This is a genomic window from Paraglaciecola hydrolytica (assembly GCF_001565895.1).
Classification (GTDB): Bacteria; Pseudomonadota; Gammaproteobacteria; order Enterobacterales; family Alteromonadaceae; genus Paraglaciecola; species Paraglaciecola hydrolytica.
Genome location: NZ_LSNE01000018.1, coordinates 90,805 through 107,093, shown reverse-complemented (window position 1 = coordinate 107,093; position 16,289 = coordinate 90,805). Strand labels below are relative to the sequence as shown.

Below are 16,289 nucleotides of genomic sequence, written 5' to 3'. Positions count from 1 at the left end.
TGGGTGAGATCACGGTTTTTGTATTACAAACCCGCTTTTAACATTTCAGCTTTATCAGTTTGTTCCCAAGGGAATTCATCACGTCCAAAATGCCCATAAGCCGCGGTCGCTAGATAAATAGGGCGTTCTAAATCTAACATTTTAATTAAGCCGTAAGGACGTAAATCAAAATTGGCCCGAACGAGTTGAATTAATTTGGCTTCTGAAATTTTGCTGGTACCAAAGGTTTCAATGTTAATTGAAGTGGGCTCGGCTACACCAATGGCATAAGATACCTGAATTTCACATCTATCGGCTAAACCAGCTGCCACAATATTTTTAGCCACATAACGGCCAGCATAAGCGGCTGAACGATCCACTTTTGATGGATCCTTACCCGAAAATGCACCACCACCATGACGGGCCATACCACCGTAGGTATCGACGATGATTTTACGACCGGTTAAACCACAGTCACCCATGGGACCGCCAATCACAAAACGGCCGGTAGGGTTAATAAAAAACTTGGTTTTTGACGTCAGCCATTTTTCTGGCAAAACGGGTTTGATAATTTCTTCCATTACCGCTTCACGCAGGTCAGCGGTACTAATTGAATCACAATGCTGAGTAGACAATACCACTGCATCTATGCCAACCGGTTGGTTGTTTTCATAGATAAAAGTAACTTGGCTTTTAGCATCAGGACGTAACCAGCTTAAGCTGCCATTTTTACGTACTTCCGCCTGACGTTTAACCAATCTATGCGCGTAAGTCACTGGCGCTGGCATCAGCACATCAGTTTCGTTGCTGGCGTAACCAAACATCAGACCTTGGTCACCAGCACCCTGTTCTTCAGGAGAGCTGCGATCCACACCCTGATTAATATCCGGTGACTGTTTACCTATGGCATTTAATACCGCACAAGAATCCGCATCAAATCCCATATCAGAATGGGTATAACCGATTTCTCTGACGGTTTTGCGAGTCAATTCTTCAATGTCTACCCATGCTGAGGTAGTGACTTCGCCACCTACCAGTACCATACCGGTTTTGACAAAAGTTTCACAAGCCACGCGGGCTCTTGGATCCTGAGTTAAAATGGCATCCAGTACCGCATCAGAAATTTGATCAGCGATTTTATCGGGATGACCTTCTGATACAGACTCAGAGGTAAATAAATGTGTTGTCATAAAAGTGCCTTTTTTTGCTCGATGTTGGTTTATCGACTCTATAGCTGGATATTTTACCTATTGTAATGAAAAATACCAGTCTTTCCATCTAGACGTCCAAACGTCTTTGGTTTCAAGTCCATTATCGAGAAATAAAGTCATACAAATACGAACTTTTGTTATATGAAAAGCATTGAAGTTGCTGATAGGCTAATACAAAATGCCCGTCCAATCGGATCTGTTCGTTCATCTCACCTTAGTGGTTTGATTTTATATTTATAGTCAGGAGACAACATGCCTCAACGTCAAGAACTTGCCAACGCCATTAGAGCGCTCAGTATGGATGCTGTGCAAAAAGCTAATTCAGGTCACCCGGGAGCCCCGATGGGCATGGCTGATATTGCTCAAGTATTATGGAGTGATTTTTTAAACCATAATCCTGCCAATCCCAAATGGCCAAACCGCGACCGTTTTATTATGTCAAATGGTCATGGTTCGATGTTGGTGTACTCACTACTGCATTTATCTGGCTACGACTTACCCATTGAAGAATTGCAAAATTTCCGTCAATTACATTCGAAAACCCCTGGTCACCCTGAATATGGTTATGCGCCTGGTGTTGAAACCACTACTGGCCCACTAGGTCAAGGGATCAGCAATGCAGTAGGTATGGCAATCGCTGAAAAAACCTTAGCTGCTCAGTTTAACCGCCCAGGTCACGATATCGTTGATCACTTCACTTATTGCTTTTTAGGTGACGGTTGTTTGATGGAAGGGATTTCTCATGAAGCCTGTTCGTTGGCGGGTACATGGGGATTAGGTAAATTGATCGCATTTTGGGATGACAATGGCATCTCAATTGATGGACATGTTGAAGGATGGTTTACTGATAATACTCCAGCACGTTTTGAAGCCTATGGCTGGCACGTGATTACTGGCGTAGATGGTCATGATCCACAAGCCATTGCTGCCGCGATTGCAGCGGCTAAAGCGGTAAGCGATAAACCCACCATGATCTGTTGTAAAACTATCATTGGTTTTGGATCACCTAATAAATCAGGTAGCCATGATTGTCACGGTTCACCACTAGGTGATGCTGAAATTGCAGCCGCTCGTGAATTTTTAAAATGGCCACATGCGCCCTTTGTTATCCCTGCAGATGTTTATGCTGCTTGGGATGCAAAAGCCAAAGGCTCTGCCAGTGAAACAACCTGGAATGAACAGTTTGCCGCTTACGCTAAAGCCCATCCTGAATTGGCCGCCGAATTTGAACGTCGTATTAAAGGTGACTTACCTGCTGATTTTAGTGCTAAAGCCGATGCCTTTATTGCTGCCTCTCAAGAAAAAGCTGAAAACGTGGCGAGCCGCAAAGCGTCACAAAATTCAATTCAAGAATTTGCAACTTTGTTACCAGAAGTGATTGGTGGATCTGCTGACTTAGCGGGTTCTAACCTTACTCTATGGAAAGGCGCGAAAGGCATAACTGCTGACGATGCGAGTGGTAACTACCTGTACTATGGTGTGCGTGAATTTGGTATGAGCGGCATCATGAACGGTATTGGTTTGCACGGCGGATTCCGTCCCTTTGGCGCTACCTTTTTGATGTTTATGGAATATGCGCGTAATGCCGTACGTATGGCGGCATTAATGGGCGTGCCCAATATTTTTGTCTATACCCATGACTCTATCGGTCAGGGCGAAGATGGTCCAACTCACCAACCGATTGAGCAAGTGGCAAACTTACGTTTAACGCCTAATCTGACAACATGGCGTCCGTGTGACGGTGCTGAAACAGCAGTGGCGTGGAAGTCTGCTTTAGAGCGTAAAGATGGTCCTTCAGCCTTGGTTTTCAGTCGTCAGAATTTGGTGGCGCAAGCTCGTTCACAAGCGCAAGTGGCAGACATTGCTAAAGGTGCTTATGTATTGCAAGACTGCCAAGGTCAGCCGCAGGTTATTTTAATTGCGACTGGTTCAGAAGTCGGTTTAACCGTTGATGCAGCGAAAACGTTGACTGACGCTGGTGTTGCTGTGCGTGTTGTATCTATGCCAAGTACCAACGTATTTGATCAGCAAGATGCCGCCTACCGTGAATCCGTATTGCCCAAAGCAGTGACAAAGCGTGTTGCAGTTGAAGCTTTACATGTTGATTTTTGGCATAAATATGTTGGATTTGATGGCGCTATTGTTGGTATGTCTACTTTTGGTGAGTCAGCTCCAGGTGGCGCATTACTGAAACACTTTGGCATTACCGCGGATGCGGTGGTGACTGCGGCTAAAGGTCTGCTTAATTAGTCATTAAATGGCTTTAAGTACAAGCAATAAATCTATATTCTAAGGCGCTTAAAAGCGCCTTAGTTTTATCTCGAATTTAGTGAATTTGTGATAGAGCTTATGCCTCTGCTGTTGGCTGTACCGAGCCAGTAAAAAAATTAAAGAGTATTATGCTACGAATTGCGATAAATGGTTTTGGTCGGGTTGGCCGCAATGTGCTTAGAGCACTGTATGAAAATGGCTTAAACCAGCAGATTAAAGTGGTGGCAATTAATGAATTAGCTGCCCCTGAAGGCATAGCTCATTTGCTTAAATATGATACCGCCCACGGGCGTTTTGCTTTTGCGGTAGAGCGGCAGGGCAATTTATTGAATGTGGCCGGTGATAACATTAATTTGTTACACGAAGCTGATATTCAGCAACTCCCCTGGCAAGCGTTGGATATTGACTTGGTACTTGAATGTTCTGGGGTACATAATGACCGAGCCGCAGGTTTGGCGCATTTGCAACAGGGTGCTAAAAAAGTGTTATTTTCTCAACCATGCACCCCTGACATGGATGCCACGGTGATTTTTGGCATCAATGATGATCAACTAAAAGCAGAAGATCGCATTGTTTCCAATGGCTCTTGTACTACCAACTGTATCGTGCCTGTGATCCAAGTATTGGATGATGCCTTTGGGGTCTTGAGTGGTACGATCACTACTATTCATTCTTCCATGCATGATCAGCAAGTGATCGATGCTTATCATCCTGACTTACGCCGCACACGTGCTGCCAGCCAATCGATTATTCCAGTTGATACAAAATTAGCGATTGGCATAGAGCGCATACTGCCAAAATTTGCAGGACGTTTTGAAGCGATAGCCGTACGGGTGCCAACAATCAACGTCACGGCCATGGATTTAAGTGTGACATTAGCAAATGAAGTGTGCATTGCAGAAGTCAATAAAGTACTCAAAGACGCGGGTAAAGGGCGTTTGAGTGGAATACTGAGTTATACCGAAGAGCCGCTGGTATCGGTGGATTTTAATCATGATCCACATTCTTGCATTGTGGATGGCAGTCAAACCCGAGTGAGTCACAAACAACTGGTTAAAACCTTAGTGTGGTGTGATAACGAGTGGGGCTTTGCCAATCGCATGCTCGACACGGCTCAAGCGATGTTTGCTATGCAAAAAAGTAACTAATAATTTTGATTTTTCTTTAAATTTTTCGATTTTTCTTTAAATATCATAGGGTAATGTATGTCTATATTAAAAATGACCGAGCTTGATTTAGCTAATAAACGCGTTTTAATTCGCGAAGATCTTAATGTGCCAATTAAAGATGGCAAGGTCACTTCTGATGCACGATTAAGAGCCGCGCTACCAACGATTAAATTGGCTGTTGATGCGGGTGCCAAAGTCATGGTGATGTCCCATTTAGGACGTCCAACCGAAGGTTTATTTGAAGATGAATTTTCGTTGTTACCCGTGGTTAACTATTTGCAAAATATCTTGAGTTGCCCTGTTCGTTTAGAAAAAGAGTATTTAACAGGTCTTGATGTCCAAGCCGGCGAAGTCGTAATACTAGAAAACGTACGCTTTAATAAAGGCGAAGGTAAAGACGATGAAGCTTTATCGAAACAATATGCAGCCTTATGTGATATTTACGTAATGGATGCTTTTGGTACAGCTCACCGCGCTCAAGCCTCTACTCATGGTGTTGGTTTGTTTGCACCTGTTGCTTGTGCTGGTCCTTTATTAGCGGGTGAGTTAGATGCCTTAGGCAAAGCATTAAGTAACCCTGCGCGCCCAATGGTGGCAGTGGTTGGTGGCTCTAAAGTGTCGACTAAGCTTACTGTGTTAGACGCCTTATCGAAGATTGCTGACCAATTAATCGTTGGTGGTGGCATTTCTAATACCTTTATTGCTGCCCGTGGCCACAATGTAGGTTTATCATTACATGAAAAAGATTTGATCCCTGAAGCTCAGCGTTTAATGGCTAATCTTGATATACCTGAAGCAACTGATGTACGAGTTGGCAAAAACTTCTCTGATCAAGAGCCTGCTGTGATCAAACAAGTAAATGACGTTCAAGATGATGAAGAAATCATGGACTACGGCCCACAAACAGCTGCTCACGTTGCAGAAGTATTAAAAGGCGCCAAAACCATATTGTGGAATGGCCCTTGTGGGGTATTTGAATTTGATAATTTTTCTAAAGGCACTGAAGTAGTCGCGCGAGCCATTGCTGAAAGTAGTGCATTTTCCATCGCAGGCGGTGGCGATACCTTAGCCGCTATCGATAAATGGGACTTAGCGGATAAAATTTCGTATATTTCAACTGGTGGTGGTGCTTTCCTTGAGTTTGTTGAAGGGAAACCCTTGCCTGCAGTCGTGATGTTAGAAGCCAGAGCGGCTAAATAACAGCGTTTGAATAGTACAGAATACCCATAATAAGAAAGGCTTAAGTCTTCAAAATAAACCACTGTAACCTACGAGCCGTATTACTAGCGGCTTTAAATAAAAAGAAGGAGTGTTATAAATGGCATCACCAGCTCAATTGGACATGCTTGAGAAAATCAGGTCGCAAAATGGTTTCATTGCGGCCTTGGATCAGAGCGGTGGCAGCACACCCAAAGCTCTGCTTCTATATGGTGTGACGGAGTCTGAATACCAAGGTGACGAAGAAATGTATGTAAAAGTACATGAAATGCGTACACGCATTGTTACTTCTAAAGTATTTGACGGCGCTCGAGTTCTTGGGGCAATTTTGTTTGAAAATACCCTAGATCGTAGTATCGAAGGATTACCTTCTGCTGAGTATTTATGGCAAGTTAAACAAGTTGTACCTTTTTTGAAAGTGGATAAAGGTTTAGCAGACGAAGTAAATGGTACGCAATTACTTAAACCCATTAGTAATTTGGATAGTTTGTTAGCTAAAGCTAATAAACAAAACGTATTTGGTACTAAGATGCGCTCGGTGATTAAACTGGCTAATGCTCAGGGGATCGAAGACGTGGTTGCTCAGCAATTTGCAGTAGGTAAACAGATCCTAGCGGCAGGCTTGATCCCTATTATTGAACCTGAAATTGATATTCACAGTCCAGAAAAAGCGCAAGCTGAAACTTTATTAAAAGCGGCTTTAATCAAACATTTAGATAGTTTGGCGGCAGATCAAGTGGTGATGTTTAAAGTCACCTTGCCAGAAACCGCTAATTTTTATCAAGAGTTAGTTAGCCATCCTAAAGTGTTAAAACTGGTTGCCTTATCCGGTGGTTATAGCCGTGAAGAAGCTAATCACCGTTTGTCACAAAATAATGGCATGATTGCAAGTTTCTCACGAGCCTTGACCGAAGGTGTCAGTGCGCAACAAAGTGATGCTGAATTTGACGCTACGATGGATGCCACCATAGCAAGTATTTGTCAGGCTTCTAGAAGTTAGGCAATGTGCTACTGTAATAAATTAGAAGCCGATTAAGTTCGGCTTTTTTAGCATTAAAAATTGCAGTGAGTGACGAATCTTGTTGTTATTTCAGTCATTTATGCAGTATTCACTTTGCGTTATGATTTTTTACGCTATGATTGAACGGTCTGTAATTTGTCCACCAAGAGCGCAATCGGCAGCCTATGAGTTATGAACTACCCTTACCTTTATACAAAAAACTAACGGTTACTTTTAGAGTCGAGCCTGGATGTCTTGGCCCTGATGGCATCGAGCACATCGAAGCTTTTTGTAAGTTCGCTAAACAAGAAGTGGCTAATTTGGACTCTGATTTTGTACGTTGGGTGATTACGCCACGTTTTGATAAATCCTTATTAGAAACCGAATATAAAACCAACAATAAACGTTTAGATCACGATAAAGCGCAAAAATACCTGCGGGTCTTTGGCAAAAATCTCGACGAATTTGAAGAGCATTTACAAGACAAACTGGCTGAACTAATAGATCAGTTTCTTGGCCGTTAGCCGTAATCGTCACGAGGCCTATTAGTACAGCAATTTAATGCCAATCTCTTTCAGATAGTCTTGCTCTCGTTCGAGATCTGCACTGAATACCGGTTTTTGACTCAGCCAATCGCTGGGCAAGCCTAGCGTTAGGAACTTATCATCTACTTTAACGTTAATCTCTGGCAGGATGTCATCCTGACGTTTGATATTCAGTAAGACCCCTAAACGTAATAAGGCCAGCAACTTATAAACTTGATTTTGCTGGAGTAGGGTGAATTCTGGGATATCGCCTGTACGGATTTTTTTGCGATGAAAACGCACCAAGGTCGCTAACAGATTTTGCTGCTCCTGCCCAAAACCCGGTAGTTCAATATTTTGCAGAATATAACCTGAATGGCGTTGTACCCCGCGGGTATTAATTTGCAAACCCACTTCGTGTAGTAGTGCTGCCCAGCCTAGTAAACTTTTAAGTTCGGGATGATTGATATCCCAGCTCTTACGCACAGCCTGATAAAGAGCCATAGTAGTAGCAAGTACCCGTTTAGCTTGTTCAATATCCACGTCATAACGGGTGGCTAAACTATCAGCACTACGCTGCCGGATATCAGATTGAGCCAGTTGGTCACCCATCTCATACAATACTCCCTCACGCAGGGCAGCAGCCGAATATTCCATTTCATTGATATTAAGGCTTTTAAAAATACCAATCAGAATGGCTAGACCCGCGGCAAAAACAGGGCGCCTGTCGTCATTTAAGTCCTGCAATTTGAGATCTTTACTGTTACCTGCAGCGCAGCATAAATTCATTAAGGTATTGAGATCACTGAGTGATACACAGTTGTCGCGATTAGTACTGTCGAGTTGCGAGGCAAGTTCAATAATACTTTTAATCGTACCAGAGGTACCAATACATGATTGCCATCCGATTTGATTGAATTTTCTATCAATCATTTCCAATTCTTGCTGGGCTGCGGTAATTGCTTTGGCAAAGGCTTTAGCTTTTAACTCCCCATTTTTGAAAAACGTATTGGTATAACTCACGCAGCCCATTTGCAGACTACGTAGGATTTTAGTGTCAAAACCTTCACCGATAATAAATTCAGTTGAGCCACCGCCAATATCAATGACTAAACGTTGCCCTAGTTGATGGTTAGTATGGGCAACACCTTGATAGATTAATCTGGCTTCTTCAGCTCCCGAAATAACTTCAATAGGGAAGGGGAAAATCTTTTTAGCTTCCTGCAAAAACGTTTTGGCATTATTAGCTTTACGTAAAGTATGAGTCGCCACCACACGCACCGATTCGGGGGCAAAATCCTGTAAACTTTCGGCAATATTCGCCAAGGTATCTAAACCCCGTTGTTGAGCTTCTGCGGATAATTCGCCGTCGGCACTTAGGCCATCGGCCAAGCGTACTTTCTGTTTGACCCTGTGTAGTATCTGCACCGAGCCAGCGACGATGCGCGCCACCACCAAATGAAAGCTATTGGAGCCTATGTCTAAAGCCGCTACTTTTAACGACTCTCTTACTTCAACCGCTTCAAAAGCATTATTCAGGTTTAGCATGTTGTTTGCTTTCCAGTTCTTTTAAGTAATCGTAAATTTCTACTTGTGAGCGTAATTGTCGTCTGTTACCACGGCGCACATATTTATTGGTTTGTTCGCCATCAACGATCCGCGCTTTGACGGTATCGCGCCATTGTAAATTTAAGATGGCTAGTATGCGATTCTTGATATCAGGATCGTAAATAGGGCAACCTACTTCAATGCGGTTATCCATGTTACGTGTCATCCAATCGGCAGATGAAATAATGACTTTTTTATCCCCACCATTTTCAAAAACCATTACTCGGGGATGTTCGAGAAAACGATCAACTATGCTGATGATGCTGATATTTTCACTAAGCCCCTTAACGCCGGGTATTAAGCAGCAAATACCGCGGATAATACATTTTATTTTTACCCCAGCTTGACTGGCTTTATATAAATCATCAATTAATAACTCATCATCTAAATTATTAATTTTCAAGAATATTTCGGCTTTTAAACCTTCTTTACAGTTTTGAATTTCTTGACGTACTAACAATTGGATCTTAGTACGCGCATTGATAGGGGATACCTGCAAATGCTGAAATTTTTCGCGGCGATAAGGTTGCTGAATAAAGGTAAAGAGATTTTCAGCTTCTTCGGTTAACTCAGGATTACGGGTAAATAAACTAAAGTCAGTGTATATTTTGGCGGTTTTTTCGTTGAAATTGCCGGTCCCTAAATGGGCATAATTAACCAGTTTGCCATGTTCTTCACGAGTTACCACACAGACTTTACTGTGAATTTTAAGTGAGGGCATGCCAAACACTACTTTAACCCCGGCATCGGTCATGGTTTTAGACCATTCGATATTGGCATGTTCATCAAAACGTGCCCTGAGTTCAACCACTACAGTGACTTTTTTACCGTTGTCTACTGCATCAATGAGTGAGCTTATCACCCGTGATTTATTGGCGACTCGATAGATATTTAAACGGATAATTTTAACTTGCGGATCAAAAGCCGCCTGACGCACAAATTCAGTAAAATGCAAAAATCGATGGTAAGGATAATAGAGTAAAATATCTTTGGCACTGATGGCCTCAAATACGGTGTTATAGCGCGAAAAATCATTAGAGGTTAGCGCCGGTAATAGCGGGTTTTCTAAGTATTCGCGGCCGATGTTTGGGAAACCGATAAAATCTTTAAAATTACGATAGGCACCACTGGCGATTAAACTGTCATAAGAAGATATTTTTAAACGTTTTTGCAGATCCTTGAGCATTTCCTCAGGCATATCACCGTCGTATACCACACGCACAGGCTCGGCGATAAGGCGTTGTTTCATGCTCTCCGACATTTTGTCCACGTAACTTTCATCAATTTCATCGTTAATGGAATATTCTGAGTCACGGGTCATTTTAAAGGAGTAAGCCGCCAGTTGGTCAAACTCCACAAAACCTTTAAAAATACTGTCTAGATTCTGACGAATAATATCGTCGAGTAAAATGATGTATTTTTTCTTACGGCTTTTTTCTGGTGGAATAACCACAAAACGTGACATCGCCTGACTGGGGACTTCAATCGTGGCGTAGGTCGTGGGTTTGTTATCCCGATATATAGCGATATATAAATAGGTGGCAGAATCGTTTAGGCGCGAAACTAGTTTTACTTTGTTATCTAATAAGATTGGGGCAATATGGCGCAGGATCTTATTTTTAAAATAATCTTTTAACCACTGAGTGTGATAGGGATTGAGATTGTTTTCGTCGAGTAAATAGATTTTATAACGTGCCAGTCGTGTTACCACTTCGGTATAGATACGATCAAAATCTTTGGTCATACCCAGTACTTTTTGCTGAATCTTTTCCATCAGCAATTTAGTGTCTTCCGCTTTTTGCAAGTCACCTTCGTTAAGGTGGATGTATATTTTGCGTTTTACATCAGCGACTCTGACTCGATAAAACTCATCCATATTACTAGAAAAAATACCCAAGAATCGGATGCGCTCAATGATCGGATTTTTTTTATCAGCGGCTTCTTGCAATACTCTTTGGTTAAAGGCTAACCAACTCAATTCTCGGGGATAATAGGTAGCGGTTTGTAACGGCATTTTTGAATTCAGTTTATCTAGCATAGTAAAAACCTAAGATCCTCAAGCCATTGTGTGACATTTTGATGACAAAATACGCTAAACCCCAGCAAATTTAACTTAACTCGACATCCACCATCAGATCATTAGCGATGTTTTCTAGGGCTTCTCGTAAACTAACCAACTCCACATCTGGCGCTATTTCCACAATGGCTTTAGCTTTAAACAGAGGGCTACCCCAGTTAGGAGCACTAGTACAGCTTGAATCAAATTGCATGATATTGAGATTAAACTGGTTAAGCACTCGGGTTAATTCTTGTACTATGCCCGCTTTGTCATTGCCCATAATATTAATCTGTGCGGTTTGTTGACCTTGAATAACAGCAGCTTGAGCCGAAACCAAATGAATACGTAAATCAGGGTGTTGGTCAAAAAGTGCAATGAGCTCATCATGTTTTTCAGCCGGTAAATCAATATGTACAAAACCGGCAAAATGCCCAGCCATGTGAGAAAAATTACTGCCTAACCAGTTGCCACCGCGCTCAAATACAGCCTTAGATAGATTACTAATTAAACCAGGTTTATCTGGACCTACTAGGGTAAAAATCAATGGTTTCATGGACTTGCTCCAAAATAGTCAAAACTAACTGTAAAATAAAAGCATAACTTAATAAGCTTAAGATGTAGCTAAAATTATTTAAACTCTTCATCCTTGAAACGGAACCTTTGTTGGCTGGAGTTCCCCCGAGAACTTTTAGTAAGGCTAAGCTCATGGGGCTGAGTCTCTTTGCTGCCACCGTGCAATTCCAATGATTAAGGGTATATACGCGTTGTATTACATAAAATACACTATGTAATGTAACTGTGATTTCTTAGTTGACTTAAGATGGGTGACAGCTATTGTGACTCGCTTTAGATTATCGATCGAACATAAATATATAAATTTTTATGTTCACTGTAACAAAAGTGTCTTAGTTCTGTAATACAATCTGGGTTCACAAAAGTATGGTGTACATTAATTGTTCAATGCATCAACTTAACCAAAGAGAAAATAAAATTATGCCGATGAATTCTTTTTTAGGGGTGTTTGCTAAATCGCCACTTAAACCATTAGAAGATCATATTAATCTTGTGCATCAATGCAGCCGCGGGCTGTTACCGTTTTTTGAAGCTGTTTATGCTGAAGATTGGAAAACAGCACAAGAAGAGCAGCAGGCTATTTCGAAACTGGAAAAACAAGCTGATACCATTAAGCGTGAATTAAGAATAAATTTGCCTAGTGGTATTTTTATGCCGATTCAACGTCAGGACGTGCTGGATTTATTGACGCAGCAAGACAAAATCGCTAACAAAGCTAAAGACATTTCAGGCCGTATCTTAGGTCGTCAATTGACTATTCCAAGTCAGTTGCAAAGTCAGTTTTTAGAATATCTACAACGTTGTTTAGATGCGACTGAACAAGCTAAACAAGTGATCAACGAACTAGACGACTTGCTAGAAACTGGCTTTAAAGGCCGTGAAGTTAAGTTAGTGGAAGATATGATCGAACGATTAGACAGTATTGAAGATGATACTGACAGGTTGCAGATTAGCCTACGTAGAAGTTTGTTGTCTATTGAGAAAAACCTCAATCCCGTTGATGTGATGTTTCTCTACAGTATTATTGAATGGGTTGGCGAGTTGGCTGACATTTCCGAACGAGTCGGTTCACGACTTGAATTAATGTTGGCTAATTAAGAGAGCTGAACCATGGATATTATTAACACATACGGTTTTATGTTGATCGTAGCTGCGGCTGCGGTTGGTTTTTTAATGGCTTGGGGGATTGGTGCTAACGACGTAGCCAATGCCATGGGTACTTCAGTTGGTTCAAAAGCACTGACCATCAAACAAGCTATTTTTATTGCGATGATATTTGAGTTTGCCGGTGCTTATTTGGCCGGTGGCGAAGTAACCTCGACTATCCGTAAAGGCATTATTGATTCAGCCTTTTTTGTTGATACACCAGAATTACTGATATACGGCATGATATCGTCGTTATTAGCAGCGGGTATTTGGTTGGCTTTTGCCTCCTATTTAGGTTGGCCGGTTTCTACCACTCACTCCATTATTGGCGCCATCGTTGGGTTTGCAGCAATAGGTGTAAGTTCTGACGCGGTTTCTTGGGGTAAGGTAACTGGTATAGTAGGTAGTTGGATTATTACCCCGGCTATATCCGGTTTTATTGCTTATCTGATTTTTCAAAGTGCACAAAAACTGATATTTGATACTGAAAAACCCTTTGAAAATGCTAAACGTTATGTGCCGTTTTATATGGCCGCAGCGGGTTTCATTATGTCTTTGGTTACTATCAAAAAAGGTTTGAGCCATGTTGGTCTCAAAATAGACGATGGTACGGGTTATTTTATCTCTGTGTTGATTGCGGTAGTCGTTGGCATAATAGGCAAACTAATCATCAATAAAATCAAATATGATCCACAAGCTGGACGTGCTGCGCACTTTGCCAATGTTGAAAAAGTATTTGCGGTATTAATGATAGTTACTGCCTGCTGTATGGCCTTTGCTCATGGTTCAAACGATGTAGCTAATGCTATAGGGCCTTTGGCTGCGGTAGTGAGTATCGTTGAAAGTGGCGGTGAAATCGGCTCTAAATCTGCATTGGTTTGGTGGATATTACCCTTAGGTGGTATTGGTATTGTGGCTGGCTTAGCTTTATTTGGTCACCGAGTCATTGCCACCATCGGCAATGGCATTACTCATTTAACCCCAAGCCGTGGTTTTGCCGCTGAACTCGCTGCAGCAAGTACCGTGGTTATTGCCTCTGGTACAGGTTTGCCTATATCTACTACACAAACATTGGTTGGCGCGGTATTAGGCGTGGGCATGGCCCGTGGTATAGCGGCACTTAATTTAGGCGTGGTACGTAACATAGTTATTTCGTGGGTGGTTACACTGCCAGCGGGTGCAGGCTTATCGATTATGTTCTTTTATACGATCAAAGGTATCTTTGCTGCCTAACATGAACACAACATGCTATTAGGTGACTGTTACTTCAGGCACTTAATATTAAAAAAGCCAGCTGATTTTAGTTAAATCACTGGCTTTTTTATTAAGCGTAAAAAATTGTAAATTTAATATTAATGTCATAAAAATGTCATTTATTTCTGAAATACCTTATATTTCACACAATAGAACTCTTCTTCTGTCGGAATTTAAGCTGTGTCCCATAACATTCTTGTACGTTTTTCCTCTATTTTAGCCTGTCTAATTCCAATGCAATATACCAGTGCAGAACCCTTAACCGTTTATGGTAAGGCGAACGTATCATTACAATATGCGGATGAAGGTGAGGGCAGTTTTAGCGAAGTTAGCAGTAATGCCTCTCGAGCTGGTGTTAAAGGTAATGTCGACCTTGATAATGGTTTGACCTTGCTATATCAAATTGAGTGGGAAGTGGATTTAGCCAATCTGTCGGGCTCAGACAATATTAAAGCGCGAGAGCAATATGTAGGTTTAAGTGGCGATTTTGGCACGCTATATATTGGTCGTAAAGATAGCGTAACCAAAACCAATAGTGCTGCTCGGGATCTTTTTAATAATTACCAAGGCGACCTAAAATATTTATGGAAGGGTGAAAATCGTCTTAGTGAATCACTTACTTATGAATCAATGGATATTAATGGTTTTCATTTTGATTTTAATTATGTCACTAAGGGTTCAGAAGATGGTGAAGACGGAGCTTCTGTTGGACTGCGTTATGGTGATAGCAAACTTAAAAACTCCAAGTGGAATGCGTCTTTAACAATAGATTCTGATATTAATGGCTATGATACTCAGCGTGCTTCAGTGCAAACTAAAGTGGATAGTTGGTTGTTTAGCGCCATGGCCCATAGACAAAAAAAGTCAGATCAAGATGAAAGCGATTCGGGTTGGTTAGTCAGTGCACAATATGCTTATACACAGTGGAAATTTAAAAGCCAATTTCAAACACTTGAAGATAACAATTCAGTTTCTGTTGGTGCAGATTATCAGCTTGGAAAATCAACTCAGGTTTATGTTTGGTATACCATGCAGTCACTAGATGACACACCGGATAAATCCTGGTTGGCATTAGGCATAGAGCATAAGTTTCAAAATTAATGACTAAGAGTAAGCTCGGTAATAACTATTTCGTTATCGAGCTAACTAATCTAAACTCAATCTATTAATCGTTTTAGTAGATGAAATTATGAAGTGGCCCAACCTTAAACATTTGCATTATTTAGTCGTGTTGCATCAAGAGCAGCACTTTCACCGCGCGGCACAACATTGTCATGTTAGCCAGTCGACCCTCAGTACTGCCATTCAAAACCTTGAGGAGCAATTTGGTACACAATTGCTTGAAAGGGATCATAAAACCTTTGTTTTTACCCCTTTTGGCCTTGAACTGGTCGAGCGGAGCAAGGTTTTATTGACCGATGCCCATGAATTGGTGGATTTTGCCCAAAGTGCGGGCAACTGGCAGGCAGGTAAATTAAAACTTGGCGTGATCCCAACTATTGCGCCTTTTTTGTTTGAAGGTTTAATCGCCAACATTAAAACCCATTTACCGGATATTATTTTACAGTTGCAAGAAGACACCACAGCCAATTTGCTCACTCAGCTCAATGAAGGTGCGCTTGATTTATTGATACTTGCCTTACCAATGGAAACCCCCGGCTGTAAACAATTAGTATTGGGGCACGATCCTTTTCACTTGATTGCACACAGTGATTTAGTACCTACCTTACCTGTGCCATTGGATGTCTCTGCCTTACCTAAAGAAAGTGTGTTTTTACTGCAACAAGAACACTGCATGACAGGCCACGCAGTCAGTGCCTGTGGTTTGAGTTACAAAGAGCAGGTTAGCTCACTGTCGGCCAGCAGTTTGTATACCTTAGTACAATTGGCCAACAGCAAACTCGGTTTTACCTTTATGCCTGAGTTGGCGATTAAACATCATATATTGAGATCTACTCCCTTGGTGTCGATGCCTGCAGAAGACAAAGCTTATCGTGAAATAGGCATGGTGTGGCGCACGGGTACTACTCGGGTAAGGTTATTCCGTTTTCTGGCTCAGCTGACCTCCCCGCTAATGCCAATTCCTACCTTAGAACGTTAGGCCTGTTATGGCTTAAAAAATAGTTAGAAAATTTTCAAACTATTTTTCATCTCCCCTCGACTTAATCCAAGAACATATAAACCACGGAAACAAAAACGGTGTTTGAGAAAAGCGATGAACAGCTAATAACAAAAGCACTGCAAGGTAATAAACAGGCTTGGGTAAGTTTACTCAAG

Annotated in this window: 13 protein-coding genes; 9 read left to right on the top strand and 4 right to left on the bottom strand. The window is 41.7% G+C overall.

Going from position 1 to position 16,289, the window contains the following annotated elements; genetic code table 11:
* Positions 1-23: 23 nt before the first annotated feature.
* Complete coding sequence (metK, locus tag AX660_RS21450) at positions 24-1,169, bottom strand: methionine adenosyltransferase (RefSeq protein ID WP_068381956.1); 1,146 nt, start codon at positions 1,167-1,169, stop codon at positions 24-26.
* Positions 1,170-1,442: 273 nt separating this feature from the next.
* Here metK and tkt point away from each other — a divergent pair, with 273 nt between their 5' ends.
* From tkt to AX660_RS21425, 5 genes are all read left to right on the top strand, one after another.
* A complete protein-coding gene (gene tkt, locus AX660_RS21445) occupies positions 1,443-3,440 on the top strand; it encodes a transketolase (protein ID WP_068381954.1) in 1,998 nt (665 codons plus the stop codon).
* Positions 3,441-3,589: 149 nt separating this feature from the next.
* Positions 3,590-4,609 carry an erythrose-4-phosphate dehydrogenase gene (gene epd / locus AX660_RS21440; RefSeq protein WP_068381952.1) on the top strand — a complete coding sequence of 340 codons (1,020 nt, stop codon included), beginning with the start codon at positions 3,590-3,592 and terminating at the stop codon, positions 4,607-4,609.
* A 57-nt stretch (positions 4,610-4,666) separates the two neighbouring features.
* The gene (locus AX660_RS21435) at positions 4,667-5,830 is read left to right on the top strand and encodes a phosphoglycerate kinase (RefSeq protein ID WP_068381950.1); all 1,164 of its coding nucleotides are present in this window, start codon (positions 4,667-4,669) and stop codon (positions 5,828-5,830) included.
* A gap of 118 nt (positions 5,831-5,948) precedes the next feature.
* Entirely contained in the window at positions 5,949-6,848 is a 900-nt protein-coding gene (locus tag AX660_RS21430; RefSeq protein ID WP_068381945.1) for a fructose bisphosphate aldolase, read from the top strand.
* Between the two features lie 185 nt (positions 6,849-7,033).
* Positions 7,034-7,372, top strand: coding sequence for a hypothetical protein (locus AX660_RS21425; RefSeq protein ID WP_068381942.1), 339 nt, complete (start codon positions 7,034-7,036; stop codon positions 7,370-7,372).
* Positions 7,373-7,393: 21 nt separating this feature from the next.
* On the opposite strand, the gene ppx is transcribed toward AX660_RS21425, so the two are convergent.
* The 3 genes from ppx to AX660_RS21410 all read right to left on the bottom strand — a co-directional run bounded on the left by ppx (position 7,394) and on the right by AX660_RS21410 (position 11,592).
* The gene (gene ppx / locus AX660_RS21420) at positions 7,394-8,920 is read right to left on the bottom strand and encodes an exopolyphosphatase (RefSeq protein ID WP_068381940.1); all 1,527 of its coding nucleotides are present in this window, start codon (positions 8,918-8,920) and stop codon (positions 7,394-7,396) included.
* Positions 8,904-11,018 (bottom strand): polyphosphate kinase 1, encoded by a 2,115-nt coding sequence (gene ppk1 / locus AX660_RS21415; RefSeq protein ID WP_235594809.1) that lies wholly within the window; start codon positions 11,016-11,018, stop codon positions 8,904-8,906. Before ppk1 ends, ppx begins: the two co-directional genes overlap by 17 nt.
* A 70-nt stretch (positions 11,019-11,088) precedes the next feature.
* Positions 11,089-11,592, bottom strand: a complete 504-nt coding sequence (locus tag AX660_RS21410) for a glycine cleavage system protein R (protein WP_068381938.1) — start codon at positions 11,590-11,592, stop codon at positions 11,089-11,091.
* A 440-nt stretch (positions 11,593-12,032) separates the two neighbouring features.
* On the opposite strand from AX660_RS21410, the gene AX660_RS21405 reads away from it, so the two are divergent.
* The 4 genes from AX660_RS21405 (at position 12,033) to AX660_RS21390 (ending at position 16,113) form a co-directional block, all read left to right on the top strand.
* Positions 12,033-12,710: a TIGR00153 family protein gene (locus AX660_RS21405; protein ID WP_068382023.1), complete on the top strand. Its 678-nt coding sequence runs from the start codon at positions 12,033-12,035 to the stop codon at positions 12,708-12,710.
* A 12-nt stretch (positions 12,711-12,722) separates the two neighbouring features.
* Positions 12,723-13,991: an inorganic phosphate transporter gene (locus tag AX660_RS21400; RefSeq protein ID WP_068381936.1), complete on the top strand. Its 1,269-nt coding sequence runs from the start codon at positions 12,723-12,725 to the stop codon at positions 13,989-13,991.
* Positions 13,992-14,192: 201 nt separating this feature from the next.
* Positions 14,193-15,113: a porin gene (locus AX660_RS21395; protein ID WP_131811849.1), complete on the top strand. Its 921-nt coding sequence runs from the start codon at positions 14,193-14,195 to the stop codon at positions 15,111-15,113.
* An 88-nt stretch (positions 15,114-15,201) separates the two neighbouring features.
* A complete protein-coding gene (locus AX660_RS21390; RefSeq protein ID WP_068381932.1) occupies positions 15,202-16,113 on the top strand; it encodes a hydrogen peroxide-inducible genes activator in 912 nt (303 codons plus the stop codon).
* The last annotated feature ends 176 nt before the right edge of the window (positions 16,114-16,289 follow it).

Excerpts from the sequence above, each read along its gene's own strand:
- epd (WP_068381952.1), top strand. The coding sequence starts at position 3,590 with ATGCTACGAATTGCGATAAATGGTTTTGGTCGGGTTGGCCGCAATGTG.
- AX660_RS21405 (WP_068382023.1), top strand. The coding sequence starts at position 12,033 with ATGCCGATGAATTCTTTTTTAGGGGTGTTTGCTAAATCGCCACTTAAA.
- AX660_RS21400 (WP_068381936.1), top strand. The coding sequence starts at position 12,723 with ATGGATATTATTAACACATACGGTTTTATGTTGATCGTAGCTGCGGCT.
- tkt (WP_068381954.1), top strand. The coding sequence starts at position 1,443 with ATGCCTCAACGTCAAGAACTTGCCAACGCCATTAGAGCGCTCAGTATG.
- AX660_RS21430 (WP_068381945.1), top strand. The coding sequence starts at position 5,949 with ATGGCATCACCAGCTCAATTGGACATGCTTGAGAAAATCAGGTCGCAA.
- AX660_RS21435 (WP_068381950.1), top strand. The coding sequence starts at position 4,667 with ATGTCTATATTAAAAATGACCGAGCTTGATTTAGCTAATAAACGCGTT.
- ppx (WP_068381940.1), bottom strand. The coding sequence starts at position 8,920 with ATGCTAAACCTGAATAATGCTTTTGAAGCGGTTGAAGTAAGAGAGTCG.
- AX660_RS21410 (WP_068381938.1), bottom strand. The coding sequence starts at position 11,592 with ATGAAACCATTGATTTTTACCCTAGTAGGTCCAGATAAACCTGGTTTA.
- AX660_RS21425 (WP_068381942.1), top strand. The coding sequence starts at position 7,034 with ATGAGTTATGAACTACCCTTACCTTTATACAAAAAACTAACGGTTACT.
- AX660_RS21390 (WP_068381932.1), top strand. The coding sequence starts at position 15,202 with ATGAAGTGGCCCAACCTTAAACATTTGCATTATTTAGTCGTGTTGCAT.
- metK (WP_068381956.1), bottom strand. The coding sequence starts at position 1,169 with ATGACAACACATTTATTTACCTCTGAGTCTGTATCAGAAGGTCATCCC.
- ppk1 (WP_235594809.1), bottom strand. The coding sequence starts at position 11,018 with ATGCTAGATAAACTGAATTCAAAAATGCCGTTACAAACCGCTACCTAT.